Here is a 14,878-nt window from a genome sequence, read left to right on the forward strand (position 1 = left end):
TTACCATCGACCATTTTTGTACAAATAGTCAAATAAAAATAAACGTGGAGATTTTATGCGGGTTTTGTATCAGTTTCCTTTGTCCCATTATTGTGAAAAAGCTCGCTGGTTGTTAGACCATAAAGAACTTGATTATGTGGCTCATAACCTAATTCCAGGGTTTCATCGTGCTTTTGCACAACTCAAAACAGGCCAAAATTTATTGCCAATTTTGAAAGATGACCATCAATGGATTGCTGAATCAACCAAGATTGCACTTTATTTGGATGATACCTACCCAGAACACGCGCTTTTGCGTCGTGATGAGCAACTTAGACAACAAACTCTTAAAATTGATAGTTTAGCTGATGAGCTTGGTATACATGTGCGCCGTTGGGCTTTAGCTCATACGTTGGCGCAAGGAGACCATGCTTTAGAAATTATGATGGGTGAACAAGGCTATTTACGTCAGTTTGAAAAAATATCGAAACCTTTTCTCAAAACACTCGTAAAGAAGAACTATAAACTTGAAGAGGAGTGGGTGGGTCAGTCCAAAGAGCAGATGGACGAACTCATAAATGAATTAAACCGCTATCTAATAGAAAACCAAGCGCGCTACATGGTGGGTGATCGCTTAAGTCTTGCTGATATTTCTGTGTGTTCGATGCTTGCACCATTGTTAGAGGTGAAGGGTACGCCATGGGAGCGTGAAGAAGCAGAAGAAGTTTCTGAGGAATGGAGCAACTATCAAAAATATTTGCTTGATTTACCTCTAGGCCAATATGTTTTAAGAATATATCAAACCGAAAGAAACGCACGCGTAGATTGGCGAGGAATTTAAGCTTTATAAAATGCCCTGATTTTCTCAGGGCATTTTTGTAATATTTCTAAGTTCAGTCATTAACTTAAATATTACTATCAATTTTCTAAATGATTTTTATTAAACCATTTGCATATATTATTTTACTCCTGCAACTTCTTTATTTAGCTCATTATTCGAACTTATTCTAAATACTTAATAATTTTAATTTTTATAATTTTTTGCAAAATACAATTTTTCTAAAAACAGTTTTTAGCTGAAGTTAAGCCACTTTATTGTGCATGTGTTTACATTGTAATCAATAATTGCCACATTTAAGTGTAATTAGTTGAGCTTAATAATAGACAGAAGATTAAAACATAGATTAAAGTAGAAACATGTTAGCAGTTTTAAAGGTATTAACTCTGCAAAACAGACTGAATAAAATAAGTGAAGCAAATGGATGTGTCCTACTTGGAAAAGTTGGCGCGATAATTGCAATTTAATAATAAATCACTCTATTGCTCTATATGAATGATTCTATAGATAAATAGAGAGAATGATCATCAAGGAGTTCTTATGAAACGTTCTGCAACCTCTCTCATTATTTCAACATTTATGCTTTGTACGGTTGGTGCTACTTCTCAAATTCAGGCAGCAGATACATTAGCTAAAATTAAAAGCAGCGGAAAAATCGTTATTGGCCACCGAGAATCTTCTGACCCAATTTCATATGTTGTTGCAGGTAAACCAGTGGGTTATGCAGTCGATATCTGTAACCAGTTTGCAAATGACATTAAAAAAGAATTGAAAATGCCTGGGCTAAAAGTTGAATACAAGGCAGTAACTTCATCAACACGTATTCCTGAACTTTTAGCAGGCAATATTGATATGGAATGTGGTACGACCACAAACTCTAAGCAACGCCAAGAACAAGTGGGTTTCTCAACTAACTATTATGCAACAGAAGTACGTATGGCAGTTAAAGCCAACTCTGGCATTAAGAGTTTGGCAGATTTAAACGGCAAGGCAGTTGTAACAACTCAAGGCACAACATCTGATAAATACATTAAGATGAATGAAAAGGGTCAGTCAATTAATGTCCAAAATATTTATGGTAAAGATCATGCAGACTCTTTTGCTATGATGGCATCTGGCCGTGCTGCTGCATTTGTTATGGATGATAATATTTTAGCTGGTTTGGTTGCCAAGTCTTCTACACCTAAAGCATTTGCAATTGTAGGGCCAGTACTTTCATCTGAACCTTACGGTATTATGCTTGCTAAAGATGATCCAAAATTTAAAGCGATTGCAGACCGTACTGTAAATAATTTATGGAAAACTGGTCAAATGGACGCTTTATATAAGAAGTGGTTCTTATCGCCAATTCCACCAAAAAATACAAATTTGAACATGCCACAAAGTTCATCTTATAAAAAACTAAAAGCTCACCCAACAGATGCAGGGATCTAACAAGATCTTTTTGTCCTAAATTTACTTAAGCAAGTGAGACTCACTTGCTTAAGCGGTCTATTTTCCTAAAGATATTCATTTAAGGGGCAAACATGTCAGTCGGCTCGCTAAACTGGACTATATTCTGTGCGGAGTCTAATGAATATGGTGTCGATAAAGCCGCATGGGCAGAATCAGTCTGTAGAGCAATTGGTAGTACAAGCTACAATGCTCATGCTGAAGCGCCCACATGGTTACAAATGTTAGGTTCAGGCGTCTTTACTATGGTTTGGACAGCTGTTATAGCCTTTCTTATCGCATTTTTATTAGGTTCTCTCCTTGGGGTAATTCGTACATTACCTAACAAACCTCTCGCATTTATTGGCAATTGTTACGTTGAAATCTTCCGTAATATTCCACTTATTGTGCAGCTATTCTTCTGGGCATTTGTTTTTCCGGAGTTTTTACCGGACAGCTTAAGTGCAGGCAGTGGGGACGTTGTTGCAGGTGGATGGTGGAAAAATATTTTAAATCAGCAACCTGCGGTTATTGGTGTTTTTGCATTAGGTCTCTACACTGCTGCGCGTGTATCTGAACACATACGTGCCGGTATTAATACTGTTTCTCGTGGACAAAAGTTTGCAGCTTCTGCAATGGGTTTTACCACTGCACAAAGTTATCGTTATGTCATTTTACCTGTTGCATATCGTACAGTGTGGCCAACGATTACTTCTGAAGCAATGAACGTTTTCAAGAACTCGGCTGTTTTATATGCTTTGAGTGTTTTGAACTTCTTCGCTTATACAAAAACCATGCGGGAAGAAACTTCTCAGGACATCATTATTCTTATTCTCTCTACACCTGTTTATTTAATTATTACTTATAGTATTAAATTTATCATGGCATGGATTGAGAAACGAATGGCTGTGCCTGGCTTAGGCTCAGGAGGGAAGTAATTATGGATTTTTCTTTATTACATAACCCTGATGTGATCGCGGCACTCAAAGAAGGTTTTATTTTTACCCTGACCGTGACTGTATTGGCGATGATGGGCGGTATCCTAATCGGAACCCCATTGGCAATGATGCGTTTATCAAACAATGCCATCGCAAGTAATTTCGCAAAATTTTATGTCGATCTGTTTCGTGGTATTCCACTGATTCAGGTGATCTTTATTTTCTACTTTTTGTTGCCAAAAATATTTGAGTTTCAATCTGATACGTATTGGGGACCATTGTTTTCAAGTGTTGTGACTTTTGCTATTTTTGAAGCTGCATTTTTCTCGGAAATTGTACGTTCCGGAATTCAGTCTATTTCAAGAGGTCAGGTCAATGCAGGCTACGCGTTAGGTTTTACCTATGGTCAATCAATGCGCTACGTGGTTTTACCTCAAGCCTTTCGTAACATGCTCCCAGTATTGTTAACTCAAACAATTATTTTATTTCAGGATATCTCATTAGTTTATGTGATTAGTGCACCAGACTTTTTAGGCCGTGCAGATACATTGGCTAATACATATGGTCCTGAAACCAAAGCAACATTCTATTTAATCGTCGCTGTAGTTTACTTCTGTAGTTCGTTTGTACTGTCGCAATTAGTCAAACGCTTACAGCAAAAAATTGCCATCATTCGCTAATTGGAGATTTTAAATGCCAATGATAGACATCCAACATATCTCTAAATGGTATGGTGATTTTCAGGTTTTAACAGATTGCACGACGAGTATTGAAAAAGGTGATGTCGTTGTTGTTTGCGGACCGTCTGGTTCAGGAAAATCAACACTCATTAAAACAGTGAATGCGTTAGAGCCATTTCAACAAGGCGATATTATTGTTGATGGAGTTTCTCTGAAAGATCCAAAAACGGATCTTGCTAAATTCCGTTCACGAGTAGGAATGGTCTTTCAACACTTTGAACTTTTTCCGCACATGACTGTTTTGGAAAATCTAACCATTGCTCAAGTTAAAGTGTTAAAGCGTTCAGTTGCCGATGCTCGTGAAAAAGGTTTGAAATATTTAGAGCGTGTAGGTTTGCTTGCGCACAAAGATAAGTTTCCGGGCCAATTGTCTGGTGGTCAACAACAACGTGTAGCGATTGCTCGTGGCTTGTCCATGGACCCAATCTGTATGTTGTTTGATGAACCAACTTCTGCACTTGACCCAGAAATGGTCGGGGAAGTACTTGAAGTGATGGTGCAACTTGCACATGAGGGCATGACCATGATGTGCGTTACACATGAAATGGGTTTTGCTAAAAGAGTATCTAACCGTCTAATTTTTATGGATGAAGGTAAGATTTTAGAAGACTGTCCAACGCATGAATTCTTTGATAACTTAGATGCTCGCCACGAGCGTGCGAAGCTTTTCTTAGAAAAAATTCAAGCCATGCACTAATACCATTAATAAAAAAAGAGCCTTTAAAAAGGCTCTTTTTTTACATCCAATTTTTAGAAACTATATTTTGCTAATAAATTGACGCGAGAGTAATCACCCTTATCGCCTGCGAAAGTTTCTCGTTGGCCATATGTATATTCTGCACCTAAATCAATATTTTTAACCGGATTCCAGATTAAATTGACCAAGGCATTATAAGTTTCTTTGTTATAGCTGGTGCTGATTAAATTGCTATTTGCATAGATGCTATCATCTTTGTATTGAATACCGCCTATTGCAAAAGTAGAGCGGAGGATAGGGCTCCATTTCCGTTGATAGCCAATAACGGCACTATCAAATTCACCTAAATTAATATCCTGAGTTGTTGTGTCATAGGCATAAGCTGAGTTGCTATAAAGTAAATAGCGGCCATCTCCTTTAACATGATAGTAATTAGCAACCAAGCTATCTTGAGGCGTTAAATCATATTTACCACCAACGCCGACACCCCAACCAAATTTTTCTTCAGAAGTACTATCTTTGGGAGCTACACGGTTTTCATGGGCAAGACCATGTAACTGTAATAGGCCTTTATTATCTGTAGTTTTGAAATCATATCGTGCTGTTAAAGCAGGAAAGCGGCTTCCACCGGCAGCATTCCCAGCTTTCTCAACATCACCACCTTCTAAGGCAACTAATATTTTCTGTTGTGCATTAATTGGCTGAGTGTATCTAACCTGTACTGTACGCGTAGTACCTGTACCAATAGCACCATTAAAATCTACTGTTTCTGGTGATGTATCGGTATTTACAAAAGGTGAGGTCGTTTGACCAGCTAACCATTTTCCTAAAGACATATAAGCATGGCGAACACGGAAGGTACCATTACCATTATCGCCATTTCCGCCCATGAAATCGGCTTCAATTTTTCCGATTAAATCTCCGTACTGAGTAGGTCGAGTAATGTCTAGACCAATTCTTGAAGTTGCGGCAGATACATTTAGTGAGTCTTGTTTCGGATCATCTTTATTTAATGGATAGTTGGCGCCATTTGAAATGCTACCATTTGAACCTTTAAAGTCATAGGTTGCATCTGCGCGGACACTACCATAAAGCTTAACTTGGGTTTGCCCATCCGCCATAGCCATCCAACCTGGTTTTGATACAGGAGGTATAGGGGTAGCTGGTGTTACGGGAATTGTTGCTGGAGCACTAACCGATAAAACTGTTTTTTGTTGATCAGATAGTTTCTGGACGAGTTGTTTTAACTCTTTTACTTCATCACGTAAGGCGTTAACTTCAGCATCTGTAGCGGCATGCACAGGCATCGTCACGCTAATTACGCCTAAAGAACTCATTGCTAGCACGAGTGTTTTGATCTTATTCACAGGAACTCCCCGACATGGATAAAAATTTTCCTGCAAATACATAACAATAATAATGCCAACTTTAAGAATTTAGAAAAAAGTAAAATCTCTATAATTATCATTGGTCTATGTGTAAATAATGGGGCGAGTAAGATCTTATATTGAAAAAAATAAATAAGAGCATGAAATCGGCTTTCTAAAATGCGCCATATGTTCCATTATTTGCACGGTTAAAATGCACTTCTGCAATAAAATGTGTAAAAGAATTAAACGTATTAGCTATTTTTAAACCTTTGTATTTTAAATGCAGGTGAGTTGTATAGGGTATACTGTCCTTACTGTAAAATTCTGGCTGGAGATAACAATGGAGTTAGATCGTTTTGATAAACAAATTCTAGAAATTTTGTCTCATGAAGACTTAAATTTGAATGAACTTTCAGAACGGATCAATCTGTCAGTCAGTTCTGTGCATCGCCGGATTAAGCATCTGATTGAAGCCAACGTTATGGGGCAGCTCAAAAGGGAAATTAATTTTAGTAAACTTGGATTTACCTTACACATCTTATTGCAAGTTTCATTGAGTAAGCATGACACCGAAACATTTGATAAGTTTCTTTCTGAAATAGAAGCAATTCCAGAAGTAACCAATGCCTTTCTTGTGACAGGGCAAAGTGCCGATTTTATTTTAGAACTTGTAGCACGTAACATGGATGACTACAGTGAAATTTTATTAAGACGTATTGGAAAAATTGATAATGTTGTCGCACTGCATTCCAGCTTTGTGATTAAAAAATATAATGTTTTTAACTGCTATAACTTACTCAATAAACTATAAAAAAAACGCACCATTAGGTGCGTTTTTTATTCAAATGTTTGATTTAGGCATCAAGTTGAGCCAAAACCTCATCTGTGAACTCAACGTTTGTATAAACGTTTTGTACATCATCAAGATCTTCAAACATATCAATCATTTTAAGAATTTGTTTTGCTTGGTCGACATCAGTAATTTCAGCTTTAGTTGATGGACTCATAACAACTTCTGCGTTGTCAGATTTTAAACCAGCAGCAGTTAGAGCATCTTGAACTTCACCAAAAGTTTCTGGTGAAGTGATTACCAAAATTTCATCTTCTGAAACTTCAATATCTTCAGCGCCAGCTTCTAAAGCAATTTCCATGATTTTGTCTTCTAAAGAAACATCTTCAAAAGTAATTTCACCACGTTTAGTAAATAGATAAGCGACAGAACCCGCAGTTCCTAGGTTACCATTTGTCTTGCTAAAACAGTGACGTACATCTGGTACTGTACGGTTTAAGTTATCGGTCATTGTCTCAACAAGAACAGCAACACCGCCAACACCATAACCTTCGTAAGTTACTTCTTTTAAATCATCATTATCTTCACCACCGGCACCACGTTGGATTGCACGGTTGATGGTGTCACGTGTCATATTAACTGAAAGTGCTTTTTCAACTACTGCACGCAAACGAGGGTTACTAGCAGCATCTCCACCACCAAGTTTGGCAGCAGTCACAATTTCACGAATATATTTAGTAAAAACTTTACCGCGACTTGCATCTTGTTTCGCTTTACGATGCTTAATATTGGCCCATTTAGAATGACCCGCCATGGACGTGAACTCCAAAAAAAGAAAATGCAAAAGTGCTGGAATATTAGCATAGGCTTGGTTTTGTTGAAAACTATTGCCCTGCGTTTTGTTAGCCAATTGAATAAGAATAATAACCTTAAGGCCTAATGAGTGAGATCAGGCCGAATCAAATCCAATTTGATCTAGTTAATTTTGACATCTATGTCAAATTTCGCATATAGCTCTTTAATCGTTTCCAGATCTTTTTGTAAGTCTGTTGGGTAAATTTTGCCTAGAATTCCGCCTTGTTTGCTTCGGGCATTGGCATACATGAGTACAATTGGAACATTAGCGGCTTTCGCAATATGCCAAAAACCTGTACGGATAGGTTTACGTTCTGAGCCATCTTTCGCACGAGTAGCTTCAGGAGCAATCACTAAGTTAAAAGTTTCATGAGTTTGAAATTGTTCAACCATTTGAGAAACAATATCTTTACTCGCTTTGCGGTCAACGGGAATACCACCAAGTTTTTCTAAAAATGGTTTAAAAGGACCCTTAAAAAGTTCTTTCTTTATTAAAGTATGAATTTTAATGTCTAAAATTTGGAAGAGAGCAATAGAGAGCACTGCATCTAGATTTGAGGTATGTTCAAATCCAATAATAACTTGTTTTTTTTCAAGAATTTTGGGATCTACATTATAGGTCCAACCAGCAGCTTTAAAGATAGAGTTAGCTAGAAATTTTTTCATAGATCAGTGCAAGGTGATAAATTTGCAGGATTCTAATATGAGTTTGTAAAAAAGCCTAGAAAAATTATGAAAGCTAAAGTAGCCAATTAAAAATGAAGATTATCTAAGCTTGAAGATTTAAAAAGTTCTTTTTTATTTTTCTTTAAACATAATAAACTTAGATAATTTTAAAATTACGAAACTTGTTGAGGTATTTCTTCATTAATTAAAAACTCAATATACTGCCAAATTTTTTCAGCGTTAATTAGTTTTTTATCTGTTGTTCCATCAATAATCATCCCATCAATAATAGAAATAATAATATGAGTAAGGGGAGTGGGGTTTTCAATACCTAATTGAGTGAGCTGGTCTTGTAGTAAATGAGTTAACCACTTTGTATACTCGTAAAATGGTTCACGAATTGAAGTATATTGTTTAGATACTTCAATAAATGCTTTTTTAAATAAGCATCCATTAAATGTTTCGCTATTGATCCATTCAATATACCAATTAAAAATAATATGAATTTTCTCAAGCGGGTTAGCATCTTGACGTAAACTTAATTGTTCATTAATTGAATTTTGAATATTTAAGTTTCTATGTTGCAAACACTCCATAATTAAATTTTCTTTTGAAGGAAAATATTTATAAAAGGTCATCTTTGCAACATTAGATTCAGCAATAATACGGTCAACACCAGTTGCATTGTAGCCAATCTGATTAAATAAATTTAAAGCAGTATTTATAATATCTTCTTTTTTTGACATTACTATTCCATATAGTTAGAACTAATTATAACTTAATCGAAAAATTAAAATTTTAATATCAATGATCATAATAAAAAAAGGGATTGGATTCAAGTTGATATTGTGATAATGATAATCATTAACATAAGTTTTTTTTAATTTTCTATTTGATTTCGTACGATTTTAATTCTAATATGGATTGATAAGGGAACATATTTAAATATTAATTTAAGTCATTGTTTTTATAATAAAATATGTAAAAATCGATCAGGCTTCAATAAGTTTAATGAGAGTAGATATGCCTAAGAAATTTGAGAATTTTAATAATCCTAGAAAGAAAGCACTCGCAGGGATGAAGCAAAGCATTTCTACTGAACTATGGGAAAAAAATTCAGACTTTTTGACCCAATTAAGAGAAAAAATTGCTAAACATGCGGTGTCACATCATCCTGCAATTGATATTTTAAATAACGGAGAAATTAATAAAGAAAATTTAAAAAAAATACATTTAGAATATCGCCATGCAATTGTACAAACTTTTACTGATGCATTGCTCATGGCCCAATTTCAAACTAAACAACTAGAGCCAAGATTGCATGCTGGTGCGAAAATGTTTCCGCGCTTTCTTTTGAGCCTAAATATTTTTGATGAGTTTGGATTTCGTCCAGGTTTAGACAAAGATGGTTATTATCAGGGAAATCCTGAATATGCTCACTATCCTTTATTTGAAGATGTATTAAATGATTTCGGTATTACGGAACAAGATCGTTTGACTTATCAGCCGACTGAAATTGCAGATCAAGTTAGAGTGTTTTTAGAAAATGCTTATGATGACTATAAAGCTGTTTCAGCCTTATTAGCAGTCGCAGAAGAAGAGGTGATTCTTTATAGCCCACCGTTACGTAAAGCGACTAAAGCTGTAGGTTTAGAGGTAGAGGGTGGTGGTTATTATCATGTGCATGGTATTTCTGAAGATGAAAGTGCCGAAGCCGCAGATGATGATCATGAGGAAGACTTATGGTATGTCTTGATGCAAGCTTGTACAGAAGAAGATTATAACTATATCGAAAAGTTATGCTTAGAGTATTGTGATTTATGGGAAAAATTTTGGGATGCTCAAATAGAAAACTTAGAGTCAATTCCTAAACAGAGTTTGGCTTAAGAACATGACGAATAAATAATTCAATAATTTATAACAATCATAAATACTGAAAAGAATCCTCAAAATATGGAAATAGGAAAAGATTTTTAAAGTTTAAATGAACAATACAAAAATCGGCATGCCCTTTATTTTTAAAGTGTTGTTTTTATATTAGGTTGCTGATATCTAAAGTGCTTTCTATGCAGATTTATAATAATCCCAGCATTACTGCGCGAATGACTGCCGAAATTTTATTGTTTACATTGAGTTTTTGCATTGCATTCATCATATGGAAAGTCACGGTTCTCTCACTGATAGATAGAATTAGTGCAATTTCTGAAGCAGTTTTTCCTTCAGCACTCCAACGCAATACCTCTTTTTCTCTGGTAGATAACTTAAGGTTTAAAACTGCACACTCTCTGTCATTCACAATTTTGGCAATACTATTGTGCAACATTTGAGCAAGCCAAAACATTTTTGTGGATAGTGATTTTTGTTCCTGTTCAGAAATTAGATCGGCTGATCTGGCAAGTGTGAGCATGCCTTGTGTACCAATTAAATCTCGACATGATTGGGACCAGCCAACATCTAGACCGTATGATTGTGCTTCATCCCAAAAATCGCTTGGTAATTGCTTATTTGCTGTTTGGCTAGACCAAATCAGTGGTTTCAATGAGTTTAGGCAATGTCGTACTGTTGGGTCGATAGCTACGTAGTGACGCTCAGCATAACGTTGTTGCCATTCTTCAGGATAATTATTCAACAAGATTGTTTTAGGTTGAGCAATAGAGAGAGGGATATGCATGCCATAAGCACAATAGCTATATCCAAGTTGTGCGCTAATGGATTTAGCGATATCAAATAGCTGATTCGTATCTTTTGCATCTAAAGATGCAGAAAGCAAATCTTCTTGCCAATTTTCCATGTTTTCCCCTTGTCTTTAATGCATAAATTTTATTAAAAGTATTCGATTCTTATAATCAGGTATTCCCTGAGGTGGTTTTTTATAACTGCAATTTTTTGAAATTAATTGATTAATCGGAAAAATGTAGGACTAGTCGTTAGCGTGGCGACTTAAGCTCATATTTTTTGTTAAGAGTTTGATAAGTCAGAAAATGTGTAGTAAATCGACATTATCTTTATCATTGAGCTCTAACTAAATTATAAGTTTTTACGTATGAACAAGTGCTGTCTATCAGCAGGAATTTAAAGGCCCTTATCTTGCAGCTATAAATATGGTTGATGAAAAAAGTGAGGAATCTGTTGCACTAGGAATACAGAGTGCAACAGATTGATGCAATTAATTAGATTTAACAAGAACCCCAAACAACACCAGACCAAACAGGGTTGTCATTAAGATAGAGAGTAATTTTTAAACCAGTAGGGATACCCCATGACGTGCAAAGATCGCCGCAGACTTTTAGTGTTGCACCAACTGGAATACTGATAGGAGATGGGAAGCAAATTTGCCCAATGATTGGGAAGCTGAAACATATTTTGTTTGTTGTCGGATCGTAAGAAGCTGAAACACAAGCCTGAAGATTTAGTGCTTGAACTCCAGCTGAATTTAGTTGGCTTTTGAGACCTTCTACAGTTATATTATTTTCAGTTGTTAAGTTGGTATTTTCACTTGTTAAATTAGCGTTTGCAGGTTGAGTTTCAAAACCGACTTTTGTGTAGTCAGGAATCACGTCTTTTTCACATTGACATTTGCTCATTTTAATACTTCCTTTTAAATATTCGTACTCATCTGGCTTTTCCGAAATTTGCCCCATTTATTTTTCGTGGTTTCTGGAATCCACAGCCACCCCAATATGGGATGATTTCTTTGAGGTGGATGTATTTCTACGTTCTTGCATATCCATACATCTGCCTATTATTTAGTCAAAATGTATTGGTTTTTTTAAAAGGAAATAACTGTAAGTTTTTACAGTTTTTAAGCAAGAATGATGTTTTGAGCTTTGAAGGGATGAATACCTAAAACTTGTCGAAGGTTTAAGAATAGGTATATTTTTTAGGCTGTGATGCACTTAGCACTTTTATTTTTCTCGATGAGTTATACTAGGCTCTAAGAAAACTTGATTTAAAAACAAACAAATTTGAGTTTTAAGCTATAAGATGCAACCTTGCTAGATAATAAAATAAATTAGCACACTCATCATGAGTGGTTATTTTAAGTGATAAATTCTTGAACCATATTCAGAAGATATGTTAGTAACTTTAGAGAATTTATAGCGAGATTAAATATAGATAATCTTATTATCTATAATGTGCCCATAGTTCCAGATCACTTTCTGAAAACCCTTGTCCTAATAGGAGAAGAGTTCAAATAGAAGAAACTTAGATTTACCAAGTCTGATTGTTTTTCTTTCATTTTAAGTGTTAATGGTTTGGATGACAGAAGATTCATCTTATGCTGAGAAGAAAGGCAAAGTGCTCAAAAAGATTAAATGAAGGATAAAAACCAAAAAATTATGGAATGGATGGACTATAAAATAGATGAGAGCGTCTGATAGTCTGAAAAAAATACATTAAAAAACCCCATAAACTTTTTAGTTTATGAGGTTTGTATTTGGTGGGCCCACCGTGACTTGAACACGGGACCAACGGATTATGAGTCCGCTGCTCTAACCAACTGAGCTATAGGCCCTATAAGTCAGAAAAGCTTTAAATCTCAAGGCCTTTCAGTGCGTGCAATACTAATCAATTTTTTAATCAAACACAAGTCATTTTCTAAATTAGGCACATACTAGACCTAAAAAATATTGTGTTATTTTGGTTAAATATTACGAGCGAGAGTGATTCTAGCGTAGGAGTACTCCCTGAGTAAAGTGAACTTAGTTATTTATCGATCAATTAGAACTTATGCCAGTCAGAAGTTTATAGTGATTGGGTTTTAGTTAATTATCAGTTCGAATAGTCAATTTCTTTTAAAACATCTTCTGTTTGAAAAGTAATCAAATTATGGGTTGATTAAGTTTTGCTTAAAACATGATCAATATAGGTTTGCTAAAAAAGATTACAAACATAATTTATACATTTATGTCTTACACAGAATTTATAAATATTTTTTTAATAAAGATTATAAAATATTCTAAATAAACTTAATTTAAGAAGTATTTTATCTGCACTAAATATTTAGAAAAACGTGCAACTTAATAGAGTGATATATTTATTATCATACTAAAATTCTAATCTAAATTATTATTTGAAAATTAATAGAAACTGTAATAAATCTTATTAAGATAAGTAGGTTTTTAACTGATCGAAATCAGATATTTTTAATTAATATTCAAAAACTAATAATACAAAGATAATATTTATGAAATTAATTTTGTTCAGGGCATAGGGAAAAAATCCATAAGCTTTAACGAGGAAATACAAAAATAAGGGAGTAAAGTGAGCTTCCTTAAAATTAAGACCTTTATCTGATTTTATTAAAAAATTAGAACTTTTAGTGGGAGAATTGGAAATTTTTTAATTGAAATTTCTTTCTTTTTCTCATGTGTTTTCTATACAAAACTTAAAGTGTGACTACTTTCACGCTCAATACAAATGATTGTATTTTATTGAATTTATTCTTGACTAAAATGCTAGGTTTTAATAAAGTACAAATGTATTTTTCCAAAATAAAAAACTATTGCTTAGTCCTGAAATACAGTAAGAAGCCTGCTTTTTAAAGTAGGCTTCTTGCTTTTTGTAATATAGAGGAAATAGGAAAGAGCAATAATCTGAATTTTAAAAGTAAGTATATAATTAGAAATAAAACTATAGAAAGATCATGTGTGCTCAGAGCTACAGTATAAGAAATTATAAGTTTTCTTGAATAATCTGAATGAATTCTCGAGCCGCTTTAGATAAGGGGCGGTCTTGAAGCCAAATTAAGTAAATGGATAGAGGTAAATGATTTTTAGTATTTTTAAAATCTAAAAGAACTAAATGACCTTGAGCAATTTTTTCTTGTACTAATGATAACGGGAAATTTCCCCAACCGAGTCCTGCTTCAACCATATTAATTGCTGTTTGTAGACTATTGGTTTTCCAGTACATAGCACCAATAATTGATCGAGAATCTGTCATTTCATGGTCGCTACTCGCCACTACAATTTGCCTAATATTAATTAACTCTTCAATAGAAAAATGTTTTGTTTTTCCTTGTAGAAGAGCATGACTAGACGAGATAGTAGCAACGACTGTTTCAGTCATTACTAATTGCAGATTCTCACGCATTTTTATATTGAGGTCTGAACCAGCTAAGCAAAGACTAATTTCTTCCCTATAAAGTAAATTAAGAATGTCATCTTGAGGTGCAGTAATAACCTCTATATTTAGTAAGGGGAATTTATCAGCTAACTTCTTTATTGAAGAAAATAATAGTTTTGTATTTACATCTGAGACTACACCAATACGTAATTTACTCTCTAGTCCTAAAGAAAGTTCATGAGCATGAGTACTAAATAGTCTAAGTTGTTCAGAAATAATTCGTGCTTGAGGTTCCAAAGCTAATGCGGTAGGTGTAGGAATGACTTTGCGTGGAGTACGTTCAAATAAGGTGTAACCCAATTCTGCTTCTAGATTAGCAACCGCCATACTGACTGCTGAGGGTACTCGATTTAGTTTACGGGCGGCCGCAGAGAAAGAGCCTGTATCTAGTACCGTAATAAAGAGTTCAATAATTTCGCTGTTAAAATTCATTTTGATATCAGTA

At 34.8% G+C, this 14,878-nt stretch carries 14 protein-coding genes and 1 tRNA gene; 7 read left to right on the top strand and 8 right to left on the bottom strand.

Features of this window, described 5'->3' with window-relative positions:
* Window positions 1-55 precede the first annotated feature (55 nt).
* The 5 genes from ODQ17_RS00160 to ODQ17_RS00180 all read left to right on the top strand — a co-directional run bounded on the left by ODQ17_RS00160 (window position 56) and on the right by ODQ17_RS00180 (window position 4,623).
* Window positions 56-820 carry a glutathione S-transferase family protein gene (locus tag ODQ17_RS00160; RefSeq protein ID WP_322900928.1) on the top strand — a complete coding sequence of 255 codons (765 nt, stop codon included), beginning with the start codon at window positions 56-58 and terminating at the stop codon, window positions 818-820.
* Window positions 821-1,357: 537 nt separating this feature from the next.
* Window positions 1,358-2,251 carry an amino acid ABC transporter substrate-binding protein gene (locus tag ODQ17_RS00165; protein ID WP_005304540.1) on the top strand — a complete coding sequence of 298 codons (894 nt, stop codon included), beginning with the start codon at window positions 1,358-1,360 and terminating at the stop codon, window positions 2,249-2,251.
* A gap of 92 nt (window positions 2,252-2,343) precedes the next feature.
* Window positions 2,344-3,186 (top strand): amino acid ABC transporter permease, encoded by an 843-nt coding sequence (locus ODQ17_RS00170; RefSeq protein WP_005304542.1) that lies wholly within the window; start codon window positions 2,344-2,346, stop codon window positions 3,184-3,186.
* Window positions 3,187-3,188: 2 nt separating this feature from the next.
* Complete coding sequence (locus ODQ17_RS00175; protein WP_005304545.1) at window positions 3,189-3,866, top strand: amino acid ABC transporter permease; 678 nt, start codon at window positions 3,189-3,191, stop codon at window positions 3,864-3,866.
* A 13-nt stretch (window positions 3,867-3,879) separates the two neighbouring features.
* Window positions 3,880-4,623, top strand: a complete 744-nt coding sequence (locus tag ODQ17_RS00180; protein WP_004792844.1) for an amino acid ABC transporter ATP-binding protein — start codon at window positions 3,880-3,882, stop codon at window positions 4,621-4,623.
* A gap of 53 nt (window positions 4,624-4,676) precedes the next feature.
* Here the strand turns inward: ODQ17_RS00180 and ODQ17_RS00185 are convergent, their stop codons facing one another.
* Window positions 4,677-5,990 carry a DcaP family trimeric outer membrane transporter gene (locus tag ODQ17_RS00185; RefSeq protein ID WP_322900931.1) on the bottom strand — a complete coding sequence of 438 codons (1,314 nt, stop codon included), beginning with the start codon at window positions 5,988-5,990 and terminating at the stop codon, window positions 4,677-4,679.
* Between the two features lie 343 nt (window positions 5,991-6,333).
* On the opposite strand from ODQ17_RS00185, the gene ODQ17_RS00190 reads away from it, so the two are divergent.
* Window positions 6,334-6,804 carry an Lrp/AsnC family transcriptional regulator gene (locus ODQ17_RS00190; protein WP_004642558.1) on the top strand — a complete coding sequence of 157 codons (471 nt, stop codon included), beginning with the start codon at window positions 6,334-6,336 and terminating at the stop codon, window positions 6,802-6,804.
* A 43-nt stretch (window positions 6,805-6,847) separates the two neighbouring features.
* On the opposite strand, the gene ODQ17_RS00195 is transcribed toward ODQ17_RS00190, so the two are convergent.
* The 3 genes from ODQ17_RS00195 to ODQ17_RS00205 form a co-directional block, all read right to left on the bottom strand.
* On the bottom strand, window positions 6,848-7,597 hold the full coding sequence (locus ODQ17_RS00195) for a YebC/PmpR family DNA-binding transcriptional regulator (RefSeq protein ID WP_005304550.1): 750 nt from the start codon (window positions 7,595-7,597) through the stop codon (window positions 6,848-6,850).
* 161 nt (window positions 7,598-7,758) lie between these two features.
* Window positions 7,759-8,304: a 1-acyl-sn-glycerol-3-phosphate acyltransferase gene (locus ODQ17_RS00200; RefSeq protein ID WP_322900935.1), complete on the bottom strand. Its 546-nt coding sequence runs from the start codon at window positions 8,302-8,304 to the stop codon at window positions 7,759-7,761.
* A gap of 173 nt (window positions 8,305-8,477) precedes the next feature.
* The gene (locus ODQ17_RS00205) at window positions 8,478-9,050 is read right to left on the bottom strand and encodes a TetR/AcrR family transcriptional regulator (RefSeq protein ID WP_322900937.1); all 573 of its coding nucleotides are present in this window, start codon (window positions 9,048-9,050) and stop codon (window positions 8,478-8,480) included.
* A 277-nt stretch (window positions 9,051-9,327) separates the two neighbouring features.
* Here ODQ17_RS00205 and ODQ17_RS00210 point away from each other — a divergent pair, with 277 nt between their 5' ends.
* Window positions 9,328-10,191 (top strand): iron-containing redox enzyme family protein, encoded by an 864-nt coding sequence (locus ODQ17_RS00210; RefSeq protein WP_322900939.1) that lies wholly within the window; start codon window positions 9,328-9,330, stop codon window positions 10,189-10,191.
* Window positions 10,192-10,378: 187 nt separating this feature from the next.
* On the opposite strand, the gene ODQ17_RS00215 is transcribed toward ODQ17_RS00210, so the two are convergent.
* The 4 genes from ODQ17_RS00215 to ODQ17_RS00230 form a co-directional block, all read right to left on the bottom strand.
* A complete protein-coding gene (locus ODQ17_RS00215) occupies window positions 10,379-11,095 on the bottom strand; it encodes a LuxR family transcriptional regulator (protein ID WP_322900941.1) in 717 nt (238 codons plus the stop codon).
* A 385-nt stretch (window positions 11,096-11,480) separates the two neighbouring features.
* Window positions 11,481-11,888, bottom strand: coding sequence for a hypothetical protein (locus ODQ17_RS00220; RefSeq protein ID WP_254626059.1), 408 nt, complete (start codon window positions 11,886-11,888; stop codon window positions 11,481-11,483).
* Between the two features lie 855 nt (window positions 11,889-12,743).
* Window positions 12,744-12,820, bottom strand: a tRNA-Ile gene (locus ODQ17_RS00225).
* A 1,160-nt stretch (window positions 12,821-13,980) separates the two neighbouring features.
* Window positions 13,981-14,865 (bottom strand): LysR family transcriptional regulator, encoded by an 885-nt coding sequence (locus ODQ17_RS00230; protein ID WP_322900944.1) that lies wholly within the window; start codon window positions 14,863-14,865, stop codon window positions 13,981-13,983.
* Window positions 14,866-14,878: the final 13 nt, after the last annotated feature.

It is taken from the genome of Acinetobacter sp. IRS14 (assembly GCF_034650275.1).
Taxonomy (GTDB): Bacteria; Pseudomonadota; Gammaproteobacteria; order Pseudomonadales; family Moraxellaceae; genus Acinetobacter; species Acinetobacter oleivorans.